Here is a 21,253-nt window from a genome sequence, read left to right as displayed (position 1 = left end):
TTGAGTAAAGTTTGCACAAATAGCCATCTGAGCATCCGGCATGCTTGTGATTTAAAGTGCGGTGCGTTTTATTTATGTAATTGACACACATAATAAAAACGAGAGCACATAATGAGCAAGCATCATCCACACACCCAATGTATCCATGGTCCACAAAAAGCCAATGATCCCCATGGCGCATTAACCTCGCCATTATACCAAACATCGACATTTCATTTTGAAAATGCCGCCCAAGGTGCTGCACGGTTTGCTGGCGATGAGCCCGGTTATATTTATACGCGTTTGGGTAACCCTACCACCACTGAACTTGAACAAAAAGTGGCGCAATTAGAGGGCTGTGAGGCTGCAGCGGCAACGGCTACAGGTATGGGAGCGGTATCGGCTTCAGTACTGAGCTTTTTATCACAAGGCGATCACTTAGTTGCATCAAGTGCGCTTTATGGTTGCACCTTTGCTTTTTTTGCGCATATGTTGCCGCGTTGGGGCATTGAAGTCACCTTTGTGGATATGACCAATGAAGATGAGTTACGTGCTGCAATAAAGCCAAACTCAAAAATGATATTTGCAGAAACCCCGATAAACCCAACGATGGCCGTTATTGATTTAGCACTTATTGGTGATGTAGCAAAACGGCATAATTTAATAAGTGTGGTCGACAATACCTTTTTAACGCCGCTGCTACAGTCACCTAAACAATACGGCATCGATATTATTATGCACAGTGCTACCAAGTATTTAAATGGTCACGGCGATGTAGTCGCAGGTATTGTGTGTGGATCCCTTGAGCACATTACACATATTAAAATGACGGTGTTAAAAGATATAGGCGCGACGATTAGCCCACACGATGCATGGTTAATTAACCGAGGTTTAAAAACATTAGCTATACGGGTAGAGCGTCATTGCCAGAGTGCGCAAACGATTGCTGAATATTTAGAGGCTCACCCTCAAGTGAGTAAAGTGTACTATCCTGGACTGAAGTCGCACCCAGGTCATCGGTTTATTGGTAAGCAAATGAAAGCTGCTGGCGGTGTTATTGCTTTTGAAATTAAAGGGAGTTTAACCGACGGTGAGCAGTTTATTGATAGCATGAAGCTATGTACTTTAGCGGTTAGCTTAGGCGATGCCGAAACACTTATTCAACACCCTGCATCGATGACCCATTCGCCTTACACACCCGAAGAAAGATTAGCAGCCGGAATTAGTGATGGTTTAATTCGCTTATCTGTTGGGCTTGAAGATGTTAATGATATTATTAACGATCTCAACCAAGCATTTACTAAAATATCGTAACGTGTAATTTATTGTTTACAGTGATTTCGATCTGTAAGTACTGTTAACTATAGGGTGTGTTTTTATCTTTGCTCTGATGTAATTATAAGTTTACGATATGCGCGTTCTGCGAAAGTATTGATCTGAGTCAAGCTATTAAACTTTTGTTCACTTTTGCATAGTATGACTACATCGAATAGCCGAGCACGTGGCTATTATTTTGACACCGATTTAGGGTTTAAACCCAAAGAAGGTATTTATGGCTAAAGCAAGTAATTACACCTCTAAAACACCAGATGAAAATGGCGTTATACATTGGAGCGATGAAGAAAATAAAATTTGGTCTGAGCTTGTAGCACGCCAACTTGCGTGCATTGAAGGCAAAGCCTGTGACGAGTACATGGAAGGGTTAAAAAAAATTAATCTACCGCATGATCGTATTCCACAGCTAAGTGAGCTAAACGAAGTGCTATTGGCAACAACAGGTTGGCAAGTAGCACCTGTACCTGCACTTATCGACTTTGATGAGTTTTTTAGACTACTGGCCAACAAGCAGTTTCCTGTTGCTACGTTTATTCGTAGCCGTGAAGAATTTGATTATTTACAAGAGCCCGATATTTTTCATGAAATATTCGGCCACTGTGCCATGCTAACAAATCCTGACTTTGCTGAATTTACGCATAAATACGGGCAACTAGGTTACGCGGCAGAGAAAAAAGACCGCGTTTATTTAGCGCGCATGTATTGGTTTACGGTCGAATTTGGTTTGATGCAAACTGAAAAAGGATTACGTATTTACGGTGGCGGTATTTTATCAAGCCCAGGAGAAACCCAATACGTGTACTCTGATACACCAGAAATTAATCCAATGAATGTGCTAGATGTGCTGCGCACGCCATACCGTATTGATATTATGCAGCCGCTGTACTACACCATTAATTCGATTCATGATCTGTTTGAAATATCGCAAATGGATATAATGACTTTAGTTGAGCAAGCTAAGGCGCTTGGTTTACACGAGCCGAAATTTCCCCCAAAAGAAAAATTAGCTAGTTAGTTTTTTAATAAAAGTAACACTAGAATTAAGGATTTAAAATGTCTTCATTAAGTGAACAAAAATGTGAAGCCTGTCATGCAGATGCTCCAAAAGTATCAGATGCAGAATTGGCTGAATTAATTAAAAAAATCCCTGATTGGGTGCCGGAAGTACGCGACGGTATTATGCAATTAGAGCGCGTTTATAAGTTTAAAAACTTTAAGCAGGCCATTGCATTTACTAATAAAGTTGGCGATATGGCTGAAGATGAAGGCCATCACCCTGGTCTATTAACCGAATGGGGTAAAGTAACTGTTACTTGGTGGAGCCATTCAATTAAAGGTTTGCATAAAAACGATTTTATTTGTGCCGCTAAAACAGACGATGTATTTAACGCGCTGTAATTATATTTGAGTAAATAAAAAGGCACTTTACAGTGCCTTTTTTATTTTTAATTACCGTTTTACCAATACTGGCTGTATCCGTTAAGCTTTATCGGTATTTAACATGTCATCATGTTCGGCCATATCCCAAGGAAGTTCGCCTGGGCTATTACCTAGAAAGTGTAAGTAGTTCTCAAACTGATCAAGAATATCTTTCACAATATCATCTTCAGTGTAGCCATAAACATTGTATGACAGACCACCGCGACGTAAAAACACGTCGGCCTTATAATACTTTTCAGCATCGTTGTTATCAGGCTTTAGCTCTGAGTAAGCAAAGCTTGGCATAGGATGCTCGGTAAGGCGAATATCATAAACAAAATCCACATGTTCATGGCGCAGTACCGTTAAATGAGCGCGGCCTAAATCCGTATCAAATTCCACCACTGCATGCCATTGTCTAGATTTCAATTCTGCTTGTACGGCTTTCATTGCCTCAACTACCACGCTACCAATAAAAGTATGTACTTTTTCTTTATTAGGGTAATTGACCATAGCCGCTAAACGGCGTTTCCAGTGAGACAAGTTAATGTTGCGGCTATTAAGAGTATGTGCTTGCAAGCTAGTGTCTCGATGGCCTTCAATTTTTAGAGCTCGCCAAAGCCCCGCCGTGGCAATTAGCATAATAATAGCAAAGGGTAAGGCACTGGCTATGGTCATGGTTTGCAGCGCACTTAGTCCGCCTGCCACTAATAAAACAGCCGCCACAGCACCTTCAAGTACCGCCCAAAACACGCGTTGCCAAGCCGGCGTATTAATGCTTCCTCCAGAGGCGAGTGAATCAATGACTAAAGAGCCTGAATCAGATGATGTAACAAAAAAAGTTATGATCAAAATGACAGTGAGCAGTGAAATGAAAAATGACAGTGGTAACACTTCAAATAATTGAAATAATGCGACGGCATGATTTGCTTGTACATCGCCAATAAGCGTATCAAACCCCTCATTCATAATTAAGTTAAGTGCGGTATCACCAAAGACTGAAAACCATAAAAAGGTAAAAATAGTGGGAACTAACATTACCCCAACAACAAATTGTCGGATGGTTCTACCACGGCTAATTTTTGCGATGAACATACCCACAAACGGTGCCCACGCAATCGTCCAGCCAAATATAAATAAAGTCCAGTTACCAATCCAATCACTGCGACTATAAGCTTGTAAATTAAAAGTACGCTCAACAATACCGCTTAGGTAGCTGCCGGTATTTTGTAAAAATGATTCTAAGATGTGAATAGTTGGGCCAATGAAAAACACAAAAGTCATTAGTGAAACCGCTAAGGTCATATTCACAATTGATAATCGCTTGACCCCTTTATCCATACCGGCCACTACTGAGAGCGTAGCAGCGGCAGTAATTACGGCAATCGCGGTAATTTGCACTGTGGTATTAATAGGGATGTTTGGCCATAAGTAATGTAGGCCAGCATTTATTTGGGTAACCGAAAGCCCTAGTGTAGTGGCAATACCAAATAAAGTACCTAATATGGCAAATACATCCACAGTATGGCCGATTGGGCCATAAATTTTATCGCCAATAAGTGGATACAAGGCAGAGCGAATAGACAGTGGTAAGCCATGGCGAAATGCAAAATAAGCAAGCACTAAACCAACAATTCCATAGATAGCCCAAATATGAAATCCCCAATGGAAAAAGGCAATTTGCATTGCCTGCTTGGCGGCATCAACGGTTTCAGCCGCCCCCGATGGCGGGGATGCGTAATGCAGCACAGGTTCAGCAACACCAAAGTAAAGCAGTGCCACGCCATAACCGGCAGAAAAGAGCATGGCAAACCATTCACCAAAGCTGTATTGTGGCTGTGCATGATCGGGGCCTAATTTTATATTCCCCCAGCTAGAAGCCGCGACTGAGACAATAAATACCAAGAAAATAGCGACAGACAACATATAAAACCAGCCAAAGGTTTCTGTTATCCACGTAAGGGCAACACTAAATGCCTGACCTGCGAGTTCAGGGTTACTACTTGTACCAATCACCAAAAGTAGAATAATAAATACGGCGGGCAAAAATACAGGTAGCAAAATGGTTGAGCGTAAAGCAGTTTTTGTCATATTAATCCTTAATATTAATTGCTAACTTTCAAGTATGCCTGACTACCTTATTATAAATTCACTAGGGTTGGCTAATTTTGCAGCTTAAAAATGTCATTTTTTTAAATTAAAGTTAATATTTACAGCAGCTTGGTTTTAAAAAAGAAAGTAAGAGAAAGTTGATGTGAGAGTATTAAAGTATTTATTTTAGAGGGGTATAGCTTTATATAGGCTAAGGACTAAATCGAGTCTTAGCGTTTCCAATCACATTGCTTTACCAGCTCAAACCAAGGGCTGGTAAAGTCCTTAGCGACAATAGGAGCGGGTAAGGCTACAGCTACATCTAGTTTGTTGGCTAAATAGCGCGCGACCAGTTGTTTCATTTTATCGCTTTCTAATTGCTCATACGCTGTTTGTAACTGTTGTTTGTCTTTTTGGCTTATAAAACCACCGGTCAAATTTTTGTAGCCTATTTCAAGCCAAAAAAGTAATGCTTGTTTCGCTTCATTGGGAAAGGCATGGGTTAATGTGGCCGTTGGGCTATAGAGTCGCTCAAAATTAATTTGCTGCTCTTGAATCAAAAAAACCATTAATAAATTAAGCCCGGTTGAGATTTGCCCCGCGCGTTTATCAATGTTTTGGTTATTTCTTAATGCACTTCTAAAATAGCGCTCAGCTTCGGGTATATTGCCCTCATCCAGGGCTAAATAACCTAAGTTACTTTCTATCAGTGCGGTTACATTGGGAAGCTGTAATTGTGTGGTGATCTTATGACTGTCGAGGTATAAAGCACGCGCTTTTGCAAAGTCATCTTGCGAGCGAGCAACCAATGCCATACTGTTGGTGAGTGTTAAGCGTTGACGATCGTTTTGCGCATATTTGTAAGCACATTTAAATGAGTACTGGGCATCGTCTAAATATTCTGCATGGCGAAGCCATATTCCCAAGGCACTCATAATGGTGGTCAGTTTTTGTTTGAAATAATCAGTTTGATGATGCTGAAATATTGCGTCAATCGATGTATAAAGCTCGTCATAGTGACTTGTAGGTACTGCTGTACGGGCATAGATAAGGTGCCAGCGGATAAATAATTCTGGCGGCATGAGTTGTAACCCTGTGAGGTTTTCTAAAATAGTAATAGATTGAGCTGGATTAACAGTAAGATAATCTTCGGCTTCGTCTAATTTTTTTTCAAAGGTATTGAAGTCATTAGCAAAGACGTGTTTTGAACATAATAATATCAACCAACTTATTACAAAAAGCCGCAACAACTTAACCTCGACAATCGAACTATGCGTTAATTCACTATAGTTGTTGGCATCTAACAAAGCAACGCAATTAAAGGGGACAGGTTTGTGAGAAAGTATTTTAAAATCACTAAAAAAGCCCTAAAGCTATACAAGCTTAGGGCTTTTTCTGTATGTAATTAAATTTTAGCGAATACACATTAACTTAATGTGTCGTTGGGTTTCGTTTTATTCAACCCAACCTACGTTTAACATCAACCTGCTTAGCGCTAACAGCTAAAAACTTACAGCTGCTCTTAATCATCAATCGAGCGCAGTAGGGCATTAATGCCCACTTTTTCGCGAGTTTGTTTGTCTACTTTTTTCACAATAATAGCCGCATACAAGCTATGGCTGCCATCTTTTGAAGGCAGTGCACCTGGAACCACAACCGCGCCGGCAGGTACGCGGCCATAGTGAATTTCACCGGTTTCACGGTCGTAAATACGGGTACTTTGGCTAATGTAAACACCCATTGAAATAACGGCGCCTTCTTCAACAATTACGCCTTCAACAATTTCTGAACGTGCGCCAATAAAACAGTTGTCTTCAATGATGGTAGGATTGGCTTGTAGCGGCTCTAAAACGCCGCCTATGCCTACGCCGCCAGATAAGTGAACGTTCTTGCCAATTTGAGCACATGAGCCCACAGTCGCCCATGTATCAACCATGGTGCCATCGTCAACAAATGCACCTATGTTTACGTACGATGGCATTAATACGACATTTTTACCTACAAAGCTGCCTTTACGAGCAACGGCGTTGGGTACGACGCGCATGCCGCCTTGCTGAAATTGCTCCGGCGTGTAGTCGCTAAATTTAAGCGGTACTTTGTCGTAAAATTGGTTTACGCCGTCGTTCATTGGCTGATTTTCACGAATTCTAAATGAAAGTAGTACTGCTTTTTTAAGCCACTGGTGAACAACCCATTCGCCTGAAATTTTCTCTGCAACGCGAGCAGCGCCGCTATCTAATAGCTCAAGCGCATCTATAATCGCTTGTTTAACATCGCTTGATACCGTAGCAGGGCTAATGCTGTCGCGGTTATCCCACGCATTTTCAATCATGGTTTTTAAATCTGACATAGTGTCCTCTTATTCAATTTCGGCGTTGAGTTTTTTACGTAATGCCTGATGAATTTTTGCTTGCTCTTCATCAGTCAGCGCTTGATATTCGTTATTTGATACCACAAAGAAATCCTCTGCACGTTCGCCTACCGTGGTAATTCGTGCGGCATGTATGTGGAGTAAGTAAGCTTGAAAAACCTCGGCTATTTTAGTTAATAGTCCAGGTATATCAACCGCTTGAATTTCTATTAAGCTACGATCCTTACGAGGGTGCGGGCGCAGTACAATTTTAGGTTTAATATTAAAGTCTTTAAAACGCTGTGATCGGCTCTTTTTGAAGCGTATTTTTTTACGTGGATCATGAATCGCTTGCTCTAATCCGCGTTTAATCGATTGTGCGCGGCTACTGGCAATCGGATCGCCGTTAACTTCTAATATAACAAAGTTGAACAGTACGTAGCCATCTTTGGTGGTCAGTACTTGGGCGTGCTGAATTTGCGCTTTTTTAGAGCCAATAACACTAACCAGTCGAGCAAAGAGCGCGCCTGAATAGGGGCTATAAGCAAACACTTGGGTACCGCCATGCATCGCTTTATTAGAAACGATAACACTGGGCTGGCTTAAATCAGTGCACTTGAGTAAGTGCTCAGTATGCCAAGAAATTTGTTGCTCACTAAAAGCGGTAAAGTAATTTGCTTTAAAACGGCTCCAAATTAAGTCAATTTGCTCCTCGTGATAATGCAAATTAAGCAGGCGTTGCTTAGCTTGGTGCTTTTTATCACGAATTTGGTCGCGTTGATCCATTGGGTTTTCAAGCCCAAGGCGCAAGGCGCGCTGTGTGTGCAAATAAAGCTCGCGCAGCAGCGTGTTTTTCCAGTCATTCCATAGGTTGTCATTGGTGGCTCGAATATCAGCCACGGTTAAACAATAGAGGTAATCGAGTTGGCGTTCGGTTTTTACTCGCGATGCAAAATCTTTTATTACATCGGGGTCGTTAATATCTTTACGTTGCGCAGTTACCGACATAAGTAAGTGATTGCTTACCAACCACGCTATGAGTTTACCATCTGAAGAGGCAAAACCATGCAGCTTTGAAAACGCTATGGCATCAACAGCGCCCAGCTCTGAATGATCTCCTCCTCGCCCCTTAGCAATATCATGAAAAATACCAGCCAAATACAGTAATTCGGGTTTATCCATGCGCGTAACTATTTCACTGCAAATTGGAAAGTCACTAATGCTGGTTTTATCGAAGTATTGGTAAATATTATTAATTAATTTATGGGTATGTTCATCTACGGTATAGGCATGAAACAAATCAAACTGCATTTGGCCAAAAATATTGCGCCACTGCGGAAGGTAAGCGGCAATCATGCCGTGCTTATGCATTAGCGTAAATGCACGGCCCATGCCGTTAGGGTGCTTTATAATACGTAAAAAAGCTTCGCGGCACGCGGCATAATCTTGTAAGTCACCTAATAAGCGACGACGTACTTGGCGGATAGTTCGAATAGTGCTTGGGTATATATGGGTAATTTCTGGGTGATCAGCAATGTGCTCAAATAATACAAAAAGTTGGTCACGCCTAAAAAATACTGACGGACTTTTTACCCGAATTTGATGGCCCACGCGTTCAAAATTACGATCAAGTTCTTCAACAGTGGCTTGGCTGCTGTCTGGTGAAATACTTTGCTCAAAGTACGAAAGTAGCATTTGATTAAGTTCACGCACCCGGCTCATTATTCTGAACAAGCGTTTCATCATGCGCTCAACAGAGGCTTTTCCATCACTACCAAAACCCAAAATTTCAGCCGCTTGCGGTTGGTGATCAAACAATAAACGGTTTTCTGAGCGACCCGCGGCTAAATGCAAAGCAAAGCGAATGTTCCATAAATTTTCAAGGCACTCTAACAGTTCTTGGTATTCTTCGTGAGTTAGGTAGCCGTGATTTATCAGCTCTTGCAGGGTTTCGGCTCTAAAGTGTTTTTTAGCAACCCAAATAATGGTTTGTAAATCGCGCAGCCCGCCTGGATTTTCTTTTATATTAGGCTCTAGATTATAAGCCGTACCATGACATTTTTTGTGGCGTAAATTTTGCTCTTGTACTTTTGCAACAAAGAACTCTCCAGAGCCCCATACAGGCCTTTCGATGAGGTGACTTTTGAGCTTTTCGAATTCAATATGGTTGCCGAAAATTAATCGGCTTTCTAGTAGGCTGGTGGCAAAGGTAACATCTTCACGTTTTTGCTCTATGGCTTGTTCAATGGTGCGTACACTGTGACCTATTTCTAAATTAAGATCCCACAGCATAGTGACAAACTGGCCAATTTTTTCGCAAATATCGTCATTGGGTTGCTGGGTAACAAGCAGTAAAAAGTCAATGTCGGAGTAGGGATGAAGTTCACCGCGACCATAACCTCCTACAGCAATTAAAGCGAGATCTGGCTCGTGGGCTAAATCGAAAACATGAAAGAGTTTAATCAGTAACCGGTCTATAAATTCTGCACGGGCGTTTATTAGATTACCAACGGGTTGTTTTGAGAATTCATTATGCAACCATTTATAAAAATAGGCGGAGCAATCGCGGTATTCGCTAAGTTGCTGAGCATCATTGAGCAACTTTTTTACTTTGTTAGGTAATGCCACTTAGGCTGGCTCCTATATATGGACTGCATTATAAGTCTTGGATTAAGTTATTTTTATACTGTGTTTGCTGCAAAGGGAATAAATCATGTTATTTCCCTTTGCAGCAAACCACTTAATCTGTACGCAGGCTAAAGCCTGTTATTACTATGATTAAGCACACACTACTATTAGTGCTCGATGATTCTATCGATAGTATCATCTGATCGTAGTGTTAAAATTTCAACACCATTTTCAGTTACCAGTAAGGTATGTTCCCACTGAGCTGATAAACTACGGTCTTTTGTTACCACAGTCCAGTCGTCTTTTAGTAATTTACATTGGCGTTTGCCTGCATTGACCATGGGCTCGATTGTTAAACACATACCGGCTTTTAATGTTTCGCCTGTACCTGGTTTTCCGTAATGCATTACCTGTGGTTCTTCATGAAATTCACTGCCAATACCGTGCCCGCAGTATTCACGTACGATAGAGTAATTAAAGCTCTCTGCATATTTTTGAATAGCTGCACCAATATCACCAAGGCGAACACCCGGTTTTACCATTTTAATTGCAAGGTAAAGGCTTTCTTGGGTCACTTCTGCAAGGCGTTTGCCTTGAATGTTAGGTGTGCCAACATGGAACATTTTTGAAGTATCACCATGGTAACCATCTTTAATAACAGTAATGTCAATATTGACACTGTCACCGTCTTTTAATGCTTTGTCGTTCGGAATTCCGTGACAAATTACATGATTTACCGAGGTACAAATTGATTTTGGAAAACCATGATAATTAAGAGGAGCAGGAACGGCATCTTGCACATTAACAATATAATCATGACAAATTGTATTTAGCTCATCGGTGGTGATACCTGGTACCACATGTGGTTCGATCATTTCTAGCACATCAGCAGCCAAACGGCCGGCTACACGCATTTTCTCGATTTCTTCAGGGGTCTTAATCACAGCGCTCATTGAGGCTCCAAAGTTGCGTTTTTAGATGATTATCGTCGCACAATTTTTGCACGAGACGTTGAGTATTTAATTTTAATATGGTATAAAGCGCGCCGTCTTTTTACAAATAAATTCTTAAATGATTTTTTGTATTTAAGGCAAACACAATTTTATTTTAACACACACACGTATCGTCACATACACTTGGGTGCATTTCAGTTTCATTTAACTGCGGTGTTGGTGCTATGGGATATGTGGAGGCCTAACCCTAAACAACTTAGAGGATTTACAAAATGGCAAACGTTTCAATGCGCGATATGCTTCAAGCTGGTGTTCACTTTGGTCACCAAGCACGTTACTGGAACCCTAAGATGAAACCTTTCATCTTCGGCGCACGTAACCGTGTACATATCATCAACCTTGAGCAAACTGTACCAATGTTCAACACTGCACTTAAGTTTTTATCTGGTGCTGCTGCAAACAAAGGTAAAGTTCTTTTCGTTGGTACTAAGCGCGCAGCAAGCGAAGCAGTAAAAGAAGCTGCTTTACAAAGCGATCAATTCTTCGTTAACCACCGTTGGTTAGGCGGCATGTTGACTAACTGGAAAACAGTTCGTCAATCAATCAAGCGTCTTAAAGACCTTGAAGCTCAAAGCCAAGACGGTACTTTCGAGAAGTTAACTAAGAAAGAAGCGTTAATGCTTACTCGTGAAATGGACAAGCTTGAAAAAAGCCTTGGTGGTATTAAAAACATGGGTGGCCTTCCAGACGCTATCTTTGTAATCGATGCTGACCACGAGCACATTGCTATCCGTGAAGCTAACAACCTAGGTATCCCAGTTGTTGCAATCGTTGATACTAACTCTAACCCAGACGGTGTTGATTACATCGTACCTGGTAACGATGATGCTATCCGTGCAATCAACCTTTACACTAGTGCTGTTGCAGCTGCGATCACTGAAGGCCGTGAGAGTAACATCGTTGCTCAAGCTGAAAAAGATGACTTCGTAGAAGCTGAGTAATTAGCTGTCATCAAGTCTTCATCTTTTAAAGGTGAAGACTTGCTATTCTTGTGGAGCGGGTAACCCGCTTATCTAAACCTGATTTCAGATTTGAGGATTTACTAATGGCTGTAACTACTGCCCTAGTTAAAGAATTACGCGAGCGTACTGGCGCTGGCATGATGGATTGTAAAAAAGCGTTAACTGAGACTGATGGTGACATCGAGTTAGCGATTGAAAACATGCGTAAGAGCGGTGCTGCAAAGGCTGCTAAAAAAGCAGGTAACATCGCTGCTGAAGGTACTATCATCATCAAGCAAAACGCGGGTGTTGCAGTACTTGTAGAAGTTAACTGTCAAACTGACTTCGTAGCTAAAGATGCAAGCTTCTTAGCATTTGCTAATAAAGTTGCAGATGCTGCTATCGCTGACACTTCATCTATCGAAGACTTACAAGCTAAGTTTGAAGAAGATCGTGTTGAGCTAGTAACTAAAATTGGTGAAAACATCAATGTACGTCGTCTTCAGTACATCACTGGTGAGCAACTAGTTGAGTACCGTCACGGCGAGCGTATTGGTGTTGTTGTTGCAGGTGTTGCTGATGAAGAAACACTTAAGCACGTTGCAATGCACGTTGCTGCTTCAAACCCAGACTACCTAACGCCAGATGATGTACCTGCTGATGTTGTTGAAAAAGAAAAGCAAGTACAAATCGACATCGCGATGAATGAAGGCAAGCCTGCTGAAATCGCTGAGAAGATGGTTGTTGGTCGTATGAAAAAATTCACTGGTGAGGTTTCTCTTACTGGTCAAGCTTTCATCATGGAACCTAAAAAGTCTGTTGGCGAAATTCTTAAAGAGAAAAACGCAACAGTTACTGGCTTTGTACGTATGGAAGTTGGTGCAGGTATCGAGAAGAAAGAAGAAGATTTTGCTGCTGAAGTTGCTGCTCAAATTGCAGCTGCTAAAGCTAAGTAAGATTAGCTATTTGTGATGCCAAAGGAAAATACATGCAATTAAAGTACTATTTGCTTTTGCGTCACGCTTAGAAATTCTTTAAAATAACCGCGCTTTTATGTTTAACATAAGCGCGGTTATTTTTTATCCATAATTCAATAAAAGTTGGCCCCAAAAGTATGACTATCAATCGCAAACCTATTTTTAGACGTGTTCTTCTCAAATTAAGTGGTGAAGCTTTAATGGGAGACGAAGGCTTCGGCATCGACCCTAAAGTTTTAGATCGTATGGCACAAGAAATTAAAGAGCTCGTAGAACTCGACGTAGAAGTGGGTTTAGTTATTGGTGGCGGTAACTTTTTACGTGGTGGCTCACTAGCCGAAGCGGGTATGAATCGCGTTGTTGGCGACCACATGGGTATGCTTGCAACCGTCATGAATGGCCTTGCAATGCGTGATGCGTTGCACCGTGCATTTGTAAATTGCCGTTTAATGTCAGCCATTCCTTTAAATGGCGTATGTGATGCATATAACTGGGCAGAAGCCATTAGCTTATTAAAAACAGGTCGCGTTGTTATTTTTGCAGCCGGTACGGGTAACCCGTTCTTCACAACTGACTCTGCAGCGTGTTTACGTGGCATTGAAATTGAAGCTGACACAGTAATTAAAGCAACCAAAGTAGATGGTGTATTTAGCGATGATCCGGTTAAAAACCCAGATGCGACACTTTACCGTCACTTAAGCTACAATGAAATTATTGATAAAGAACTAAAAGTAATGGATTTAGCGGCATTTACATTAGCTCGCGACCATAATATGCCATTGAGCGTATTTAATATGAATAAATCAGGCGCATTAAAACGCGTAATAATGGGTGAAGAAGAAGGAACCCTTATTTCTTCACAAGCCTCAGATGAAGTTAGTAACTAGATTAGGATTAAACCGTGATTAACGATATTCAAAAAGATGCGCAAGCGCGCATGCAAAAAAGTGTAGCAGCACTTGGTAGTCAATTATCTAAAATTCGTACTGGCCGTGCTCATCCTGCAATTTTAGACGGCATCATGGTGTCGTACTACGGCGCACCAACACCGTTAAACCAAGTTGCAAATGTAACAATTGAAGACTCACGTACATTGGCTATTGGTGTATTTGATAAGTCATTAGCGCAAGCTGTTGAAAAAGCGATTATGGCATCTGACCTTGGTTTAAATCCAATGTCTGCAGGTACAGTGATCCGTGTACCACTTCCTCCATTGACTGAAGAACGTCGTAAAGATTTAATTAAAATCGTACGTGGTGAAGTAGAAGGCGGTCGTGTTGCTATTCGTAACATTCGTCGTGATGCAAATGGCGATATTAAAAACTTATTAAAAGATAAAGACATCTCTGAAGATGAAGCGCGCCAAGCTGAAGATGCTATCCAAAAAATCACTGATAAGTTTATCAAAGAAATGGATACGCAACTAACAGCGAAAGAAGCTGAGTTGATGGAAATCTAATTGCTAATCTAGGCTCGGATTAACAGCTTTACTAAAGTAACTAAGTCGTTGTTTATATGCCTTCGCACTTAACTTTAATTGTGTGATTTTAAAGAGTAACAGATTGTGTTTACTCTTTGCTATTGGCTCGATTATCAGTAAATACAGGGTTGTTAGCTGTATAATTATTTGCTTTATGTAGATTTATTATCACGGGTACAGGTTAAAATTATTAGTTTTGAAACGCCGTCTGGGGTATACTAGGCGGCGTTTTTTTATGGAATACACAAAATTTATGGTTCTAGACGCTGATACAATTTCACAGCAATGTTTACCTAAACATGTTGCCATCATCATGGATGGGAACGGGCGTTGGGCACAAGCTAGAAATAGACCTCGTGTATATGGGCATAAAAAAGGCGTGGATGCAGTTCGTCAATCCGTGCAGTTTTGTACTAAATTAGGAATACAATCGTTAACCTTATTTGCTTTTAGTAGTGAAAACTGGCGCCGCCCTGAAGACGAAGTAAATACACTTATGGAGCTTTTTTTATTTGTACTGAGTAAAGAAGTTAAAAAGCTGCATAAAAATAACGTAAAACTAACCATCATTGGAGATTTATCTCGATTCTCTGAAAGCTTGCGCGCTAAAGTACATACAGCTCAAGAACTAACAGCGAACAATACCGGGCTGCACTTAAATGTTGCGGCAAATTACGGTGGTCGCTGGGATATGACTCACGCTGCTAAGCAAGTTGCTTTACAAGTAGCGAATGGAGAAATTGACCCAGCAGATATTACAGAAGAACATATTGCACAGCATATGAGTATGGCAGATCAAGCTCAGCCTGATTTATTGATCCGTACCGGTGGCGATGTCAGAATTAGTAACTTTTTACTTTGGCAGGCAGCCTACGCTGAACTTTATTTCACCAATACACTTTGGCCTGATTTTAATGAAGCTGCTTTTGCAGAGGCCATTGCATGTTACGTTGCCAGAGAGCGACGTTTTGGTTGCACGGGCGAACAAATAAAACAATTACTCGCTCAAACCTAGAATAGATTAAGGGTCATCATTTTGTTAAAACAACGTATTTTAACCTCACTAGTGCTAGCGCCATTAGCACTGGCTTTGGTTTTTTACACCCCACTAACGTTATTTAGTTATTTTGCGGGTGCTATTGTATTAATGGGCGCGTGGGAATGGTCTGCCTTTATGGGGCTATGCGATAAGCTAAAACGCGGTGCGTTTGTATTATTAGTGGCTGTATTACTTGGTTTACTTAATTTACATTGGCCTATAGAAACCCTATGGCAAGATGGTCAGCTTGTTGGCGATGCTAATTACCTATTTACCTTATCGTTTTCATGGTGGTTAGTTGCAAGTTATTTAGTGTGGCGTTATCCCGCGATGGCTAAAGGCTGGAATGAAGGGCTTGTGATGCGCGGCATTGCTGGTTTGTTGACCTTAGTACCGCTATGGCTTGCACTTAACACACTGCGTAGTGCGCAATATACGGAATCTACTCACTATGGCTCTATGCTCATTTTAGTTGTATTAGGCATTGTATGGAGTGCCGATATAGGCGCTTACTTTACAGGTAAAAGTTTTGGTAAACATAAGTTAATGCCTAAAGTTAGTCCAAATAAAACCATAGAAGGCCTCGCAGGTGGCGTGGTTGCTGCGGTGTTATTTGTACTGGCTTTTTGTTATTACACTAACGTTGATACCTCTGTATGGCCTATTTATGCAGTTATGACAGCGTTTATTGCCTTGTTTTCTGCGGTAGGTGATTTACTTGAGAGTATGTTTAAGCGCGAAGCGGGACTTAAAGATAGCGGCAGTTGCTTACCAGGACACGGTGGTATTTTAGACCGTATTGATAGTTTAACTGCGGCAGCACCGATGTTTGTTATTTGCTTTGCTTGGACGCTTAGCTTATGAGTGCTGTGCAACAACTGGTTATTTTGGGTGCGACGGGGTCGATAGGTCTTAGCACGTTAGATGTTGTTGCAAGAAACCAACAGCAATTTAAAGTTTTTGCATTGACCGCAGGACAAAATGCAAAAAAAATGGCTGAACTGTGTATAACTCACCAGCCTCGTTATGCTGTAATGGCATCTGAATCGGCGGCTAAGCAGCTTTCTGCGCTTTTAAAGCATGAGAGTAAAACGCAAGTAATGCATGGCGAGAAAGCCATGAGTGAGCTCTGTGCTCATGGTGATGTTGATACGGTTATGTCAGCGATTGTCGGTGCAGCCGGATTACTACCTACTTTGAGCGCTGTTGAAGCGGGCAAAAAAGTATTGCTTGCCAACAAAGAGTCACTGGTGATGTCGGGTCAGTTATTCATTGATAAAGTTAAAAAGCATCAAGCAACTCTATTACCCATCGACAGCGAGCATAATGCTATTTTTCAGTGTTTACCTAGTGCGTTACAAAATACCCAAGGGCAAGCAAAGCTTGGGCAACATGGGGTTAGCAAAATTTTATTAACTGGCTCAGGTGGCCCGTTTTTAAATCGCGATATCAATACCCTTAACACCGTTAGCGTCAGTGAAGCTGTTGCTCATCCTAATTGGTCTATGGGGCAAAAAATATCAGTAGACTCAGCTACGATGATGAACAAAGGCTTAGAGTTTATTGAGGCTAAATGGTTATTTAACTGTGATGCAAGCGATATTGATGTGGTGATTCATCCTCAAAGTATTATCCATTCTATGGTGCAATACCAAGATGGCTCTATTTTAGCGCAAATGGGTAACCCTGATATGCGCACCCCGATAGCGCATGCACTTGCGTATCCAGAGCGCATTGATGCGGGTGTCAAGCCGTTAAATTTTTCTGATATTTGTGATTTTTCGTTTACCAAACCTGATTTCTCACGTTACCCCAATTTAAAGCTTGCAATTGCAGCCTGTGATGCAGGCCAAGGAGCCACCACCACCGTTAATGCGGCTAATGAGATTGCAGTTAATGCGTTTCTTCAGGGGCAGATTGGGTTTACGGATATTTATAAAGTGAATGCGCAAACGCTAGACGCCGCACAATTTACTGATGCGAAAACACTCGATGAAATTTTAGAGTGTGACCGTTTAGCTCGCATCAGCGCTGCGCAGTTTATAACAAAAGTGGTGCATTGATATGTTTGATTTTTTTTGGAATTTAGGTTCGTTTATACTCGCACTAGGCATTTTAGTGACCGTTCATGAATATGGTCATTTTTGGGTTGCGCGTAAAGCGGGTGTAAAGGTACTGCGCTTTTCAATTGGTTTTGGTAAACCCTTACTAAAATGGCACGATAAATATAATACTGAGTACGTTATTGCGGCAATCCCGCTGGGCGGATACGTGAAAATGCTCGACGAGCGTGTTGATGAAGTGCCTGCCAATCAACGTCATTTATCGTTTAATGCTAAATCAGTTCAAGCCCGCATAGCCATTGTGGCAGCAGGGCCGATGGCGAACTTTTTGTTCGCTATTTTTGCTTTAGCGGTGATGTACATGGTAGGTGTGCAAACCATAAAACCAGTTGTGGGTAGTGTTGTTGAAGGCAGCCGAGCTGAACAAGCCGGTATTATGCCAACCCAGCAAATTATTAAAATTGGTGATGACGACATAAGTAATTGGCAAGATGCGACCTTTTCTTTGATGTCTCATTTAGGTGATAAAAGCGTTGCCGTAACCTTACGTAACGAAAATTATCAGCAAACAGTGCAAACACTTAACCTAGATGGTTGGAAGCTTGATCAACAAGATGTACCGCCGCTCAGTTCGTTAGGTATTGTACCGTTTCGTCCTCAGGCAACCTTGGTTATTGCCGCTATTACTAAAAACTCAGCTGCTGAACAGGCTAATTTACAGGTTAACGACGTTATTTTAGCTGTGAATGGTGAAACAATGACCAGTTGGCAGCAATTAGTTAATCTTATTACTCAATCGGCTAACAAATCCTTACAATTTAGTGTAAAAAGACAAGATAGTATAAAAACAATAACAGTTACTCCAAAGAGCCGGGTCGTCAGTAATGGCATAGAGCAAGGCTTTTTGGGTGTTGCTCCCGTTGTAGAGCAGTGGCCTGATGATTTTGTAGAGACTAGACATTATGGGCCACTAGATAGTATTGTGCTGGGCACAAAAGAAACATGGCGTTTAATTACGCTGAGTTTTGACATGATAGGTAACTTAATAACAGGCCAAGTGTCGGTTAAAAACCTAAGTGGGCCAGTCGGCATAGCCGTAGGCGCCGGCACCAGTGTTAGTTATGGATTAGTCGCATTTTTAAGCTTTTTAGCTTTGATAAGCGTTAACTTGGGAGTATTTAATTTACTTCCTCTGCCAGTGCTTGATGGTGGGCACTTAATGTATTACATAATTGAACTTTTTCGTAAAAAGCCAGTCTCTGAAAAGACACAAGAGTTTGGTTTTAAAGTGGGAGCCTTGCTACTCATTTTTCTAACATGTTTCGCTTTGTTCAATGATGTATCGCGCTTGTAGTTATGTAAGCGTGGTAACGACAAATTAGAACACGATTGTAAAGCTCGTAAATATTTAATTTTCGATGCTAAGCGGTAATACAGTTGTAAAGGATAAAGATAATAAAATGGCTATAAAAAAACATTTGGTAGTTTCAAGTTTATTGGGTGCAAGCTTTGCAGCCCTAGGCCAAAACTCCTTTATTGTTGAAGATTTAAAAGTTGAGGGATTGCAACGTGTCGCACTTGGTGCTGCATTAACGCATATTCCTATTAACGTGGGCGACAATGTTGATGAATATACAATTTCAAAAACAATTAAGTCACTTTATCGCTCTGGTCACTTTGACAATATAAAAGCGTTACGTGATGGTAATAACGTTATTTTTAAAGTAACTGAACGTCCAACCATTAGCTTTATTGAATTTGAAGGCAATAAAGACATAAAAGATGAGCAGTTAAATCAGTCACTCGATCAACAAGATATTCGCCAAGGCGAGCCGCTTGATAAAACGGTAATCGATAATATCGAAAAAGGCCTGATTGAATTTTTTCACAGTATTGGTAAATACAATGCAAAAGTGGATATCAGTGTCACTAAATTACCACGTAATCGCGTTAAATTAAGACTTGAGTTTGACGAGGGCGATGCAGCCTCCATTCGTCAAATTAACTTAGTGGGTAATGAGCTTTTCTCAAACGAAGAGTTATTGCAACTAGTTGAGTCACAGCAAGACTTACCATGGTGGCAGTTTATGGGTAGCGACCGCTATCAAAAACAAACCATTGAAGGCGATTTAGAGAAAATTCGCAGCTTTTATTTAGACCGTGGCTATTTACGCTTTAATATTGACTCAACTCAAGTATCAGTTAGCCCTGAACGTGAGTCTGTTTATGTAACGGCAAATATTACCGAAGGCGTTAAATACAAAGTGAAAGGCTTTGATTTCATCGGTGATTTACTCGGTCGTGAAGAATTAATAAAAAGTGTTATTCCACTGCGCACAGGCGAGCTTTATAACGGATCAGTGGTTACCTCATCAGAAGAATTTATCAAAAGCTACTTGGCGCGTTTTGGTTACGCCAATGCTGAAGTACGTACGATTCCAGAAATTGATGACGAGAACCAAGAAGTACAATTGACTCTGTCGGTTGACCCAGGCAAGCGTGTGTATGTTCGTCGAATTATTGTAGGTGGTAACCAAAACACGGCTGATGAAGTACTGCGTCGTGAAATGACACAGCTTGAAGGCGCATGGTTGTCTAATCAAAATCTAGAGCGTTCTAAACTACAAATTCAACGTTTACCTTATATGGAAACCGTTGATTTTAATGTGGTGCCAGTTCCAGGTGTTGATGACCAAGTGGACGTTGACTTTACTGTTAAAGAGCAATCTGCGGGCAGCTTCAATGCCGGTCTTGCCTATGGCTCATACTTAGGTCTGCAGTTTAATATTGGTGTAACCGAGTCTAACTTTTTAGGCACAGGTAACCAAATTGGCTTTAATATTAATACTTCACGCGGTTCTGAGCGTGTCAGTGTATCGTATACCGACCCTTACTTTACGCCGGATGGCGTATCGCAGGGCAGCAGTATCTTTTACAGTAACTACGATGCTAGCCAGTTTAGCTTGATTGACTATAAGTCAAAAAGTTATGGGTTAGGGACAAACATTGGTTTCCCAATTGATGCCATTAACCGTATTAATTTTGGCGCACGTTGGATAGAAGAAGAGCTATCTGATATTGCTGAATATGAGCAAACACGTGTACTACGTGAAACCTTCTTAGATCCAGAAAATCCAGATGCGGGCTTTGAATTTACAAAGTACGAGCTAAGTGTTGGTTGGTCACGTGTTACAGTTAACCGTGGTTTATTCCCAACGGCAGGTTCACGACAAACATTAAACTTAACAGCCACAACGCCAAACTCTGATTTACAGTACTTTAAATTAAATTATGACTCGCGTTTTTACTGGCCGATTTCTAACGATCATCGTTGGGTTTTCTCAACGCGTGCTGCATTAGGTTATGGTAATGGTTATGGCTCTACCAACGGCTATGATCAAACTTTACCGTTCCAAGAATACTTCCGTATCACTGAAATGGAATTACGTGGCTTTGATAGAAATACCATTTTACCGCGTGCTGTTTCGCGTATACCGCAATCAATACCAGGTACGCCATCAGGTGATGGCACAACCACAGGTAACATTGGTGGGGCGTCAGAGTTTGACGTGCTAATACCACAAGGTCGTATTGGTGGTAATGCTAAAGCAGTGGCAGGTATGGAGCTTATTGTACCTACTCCATTCTTAGATGAAGAGAATACTAGCTCAGTGCGAACGAGTTTCTTTGTTGACGCTGCCAATGTATGGGATACCGAATTCAGTGTTGATCGCTATCAAAACTTAGGTATTGATGAGCGTGCAAAATTAGATGACTACTCAGACCCAATGCGCTTTAGGGTTGCAACCGGTTTATCATTACAGTGGATCTCACCTATGGGTCCGATGCTGATCAGCTTTGCGTATCCGTTGCAAAAAGAAGAAGATGACGATACCAAGACCATCAGTTTTAATATTAGTAACACTTTCTAAAGGAGT

17 protein-coding genes are annotated in these 21,253 nt (G+C 41.2%); 12 read left to right on the top strand and 5 right to left on the bottom strand.

Annotated features, from left to right (window positions below):
- The first annotated feature begins 111 nt into the window (after positions 1 to 111).
- The 3 genes from megL to ABZP26_RS11215 all read left to right on the top strand — a co-directional run bounded on the left by megL (position 112) and on the right by ABZP26_RS11215 (position 2,712).
- Positions 112 to 1,293, top strand: coding sequence for a methionine gamma-lyase (megL, locus tag ABZP26_RS11225; protein WP_024601802.1), 1,182 nt, complete (start codon positions 112 to 114; stop codon positions 1,291 to 1,293).
- 238 nt (positions 1,294 to 1,531) lie between these two features.
- Entirely contained in the window at positions 1,532 to 2,329 is a 798-nt protein-coding gene (phhA, locus tag ABZP26_RS11220; RefSeq protein ID WP_013465436.1) for a phenylalanine 4-monooxygenase, read from the top strand.
- A 38-nt stretch (positions 2,330 to 2,367) separates the two neighbouring features.
- The gene (locus tag ABZP26_RS11215) at positions 2,368 to 2,712 is read left to right on the top strand and encodes a 4a-hydroxytetrahydrobiopterin dehydratase (RefSeq protein WP_013465435.1); all 345 of its coding nucleotides are present in this window, start codon (positions 2,368 to 2,370) and stop codon (positions 2,710 to 2,712) included.
- 81 nt (positions 2,713 to 2,793) lie between these two features.
- Here the strand turns inward: ABZP26_RS11215 and ABZP26_RS11210 are convergent, their stop codons facing one another.
- The 5 genes from ABZP26_RS11210 to map form a co-directional block, all read right to left on the bottom strand.
- Positions 2,794 to 4,824: a BCCT family transporter gene (locus tag ABZP26_RS11210; RefSeq protein WP_368484950.1), complete on the bottom strand. Its 2,031-nt coding sequence runs from the start codon at positions 4,822 to 4,824 to the stop codon at positions 2,794 to 2,796.
- A 230-nt stretch (positions 4,825 to 5,054) separates the two neighbouring features.
- Positions 5,055 to 6,071 carry a tetratricopeptide repeat protein gene (locus ABZP26_RS11205; RefSeq protein WP_368484949.1) on the bottom strand — a complete coding sequence of 339 codons (1,017 nt, stop codon included), beginning with the start codon at positions 6,069 to 6,071 and terminating at the stop codon, positions 5,055 to 5,057.
- Positions 6,072 to 6,346: 275 nt separating this feature from the next.
- Positions 6,347 to 7,174, bottom strand: coding sequence for a 2,3,4,5-tetrahydropyridine-2,6-dicarboxylate N-succinyltransferase (dapD, locus tag ABZP26_RS11200; protein WP_008467531.1), 828 nt, complete (start codon positions 7,172 to 7,174; stop codon positions 6,347 to 6,349).
- 9 nt (positions 7,175 to 7,183) lie between these two features.
- Positions 7,184 to 9,802: a [protein-PII] uridylyltransferase gene (gene glnD / locus ABZP26_RS11195; protein ID WP_368484948.1), complete on the bottom strand. Its 2,619-nt coding sequence runs from the start codon at positions 9,800 to 9,802 to the stop codon at positions 7,184 to 7,186.
- 167 nt (positions 9,803 to 9,969) lie between these two features.
- Complete coding sequence (gene map, locus ABZP26_RS11190; protein WP_008467527.1) at positions 9,970 to 10,755, bottom strand: type I methionyl aminopeptidase; 786 nt, start codon at positions 10,753 to 10,755, stop codon at positions 9,970 to 9,972.
- Positions 10,756 to 11,027: 272 nt separating this feature from the next.
- Here map and rpsB point away from each other — a divergent pair, with 272 nt between their 5' ends.
- The 9 genes from rpsB (at position 11,028) to bamA (ending at position 21,247) form a co-directional block, all read left to right on the top strand.
- Complete coding sequence (rpsB, locus tag ABZP26_RS11185) at positions 11,028 to 11,756, top strand: 30S ribosomal protein S2 (protein WP_013465430.1); 729 nt, start codon at positions 11,028 to 11,030, stop codon at positions 11,754 to 11,756.
- A gap of 104 nt (positions 11,757 to 11,860) precedes the next feature.
- Positions 11,861 to 12,712, top strand: a complete 852-nt coding sequence (gene tsf, locus ABZP26_RS11180; protein WP_013465429.1) for a translation elongation factor Ts — start codon at positions 11,861 to 11,863, stop codon at positions 12,710 to 12,712.
- A 158-nt stretch (positions 12,713 to 12,870) separates the two neighbouring features.
- Complete coding sequence (pyrH, locus tag ABZP26_RS11175) at positions 12,871 to 13,620, top strand: UMP kinase (protein WP_016899281.1); 750 nt, start codon at positions 12,871 to 12,873, stop codon at positions 13,618 to 13,620.
- A gap of 14 nt (positions 13,621 to 13,634) precedes the next feature.
- Positions 13,635 to 14,192 carry a ribosome recycling factor gene (gene frr, locus ABZP26_RS11170; RefSeq protein ID WP_008467521.1) on the top strand — a complete coding sequence of 186 codons (558 nt, stop codon included), beginning with the start codon at positions 13,635 to 13,637 and terminating at the stop codon, positions 14,190 to 14,192.
- Between the two features lie 256 nt (positions 14,193 to 14,448).
- Complete coding sequence (locus ABZP26_RS11165; RefSeq protein ID WP_008110986.1) at positions 14,449 to 15,228, top strand: isoprenyl transferase; 780 nt, start codon at positions 14,449 to 14,451, stop codon at positions 15,226 to 15,228.
- A 21-nt stretch (positions 15,229 to 15,249) separates the two neighbouring features.
- Entirely contained in the window at positions 15,250 to 16,116 is an 867-nt protein-coding gene (locus tag ABZP26_RS11160) for a phosphatidate cytidylyltransferase (protein ID WP_008110985.1), read from the top strand.
- Positions 16,113 to 17,315, top strand: coding sequence for a 1-deoxy-D-xylulose-5-phosphate reductoisomerase (ispC, locus tag ABZP26_RS11155; protein WP_016899282.1), 1,203 nt, complete (start codon positions 16,113 to 16,115; stop codon positions 17,313 to 17,315). The genes ABZP26_RS11160 and ispC overlap by 4 nt, the downstream gene beginning before the upstream one ends.
- Position 17,316: 1 nt before the next feature.
- Entirely contained in the window at positions 17,317 to 18,669 is a 1,353-nt protein-coding gene (rseP, locus tag ABZP26_RS11150; RefSeq protein WP_016899283.1) for a sigma E protease regulator RseP, read from the top strand.
- Between the two features lie 106 nt (positions 18,670 to 18,775).
- Positions 18,776 to 21,247 carry an outer membrane protein assembly factor BamA gene (bamA, locus tag ABZP26_RS11145; RefSeq protein ID WP_013465425.1) on the top strand — a complete coding sequence of 824 codons (2,472 nt, stop codon included), beginning with the start codon at positions 18,776 to 18,778 and terminating at the stop codon, positions 21,245 to 21,247.
- Positions 21,248 to 21,253 lie beyond the last annotated feature (6 nt).

This window comes from Pseudoalteromonas sp. SD03 (assembly GCF_040937955.1).
Classification (GTDB): domain Bacteria; phylum Pseudomonadota; class Gammaproteobacteria; order Enterobacterales; family Alteromonadaceae; genus Pseudoalteromonas; species Pseudoalteromonas tetraodonis.
Note: the sequence above shows the minus strand (reverse complement) of the source record. Positions and strands in the feature narration are given on the sequence as shown.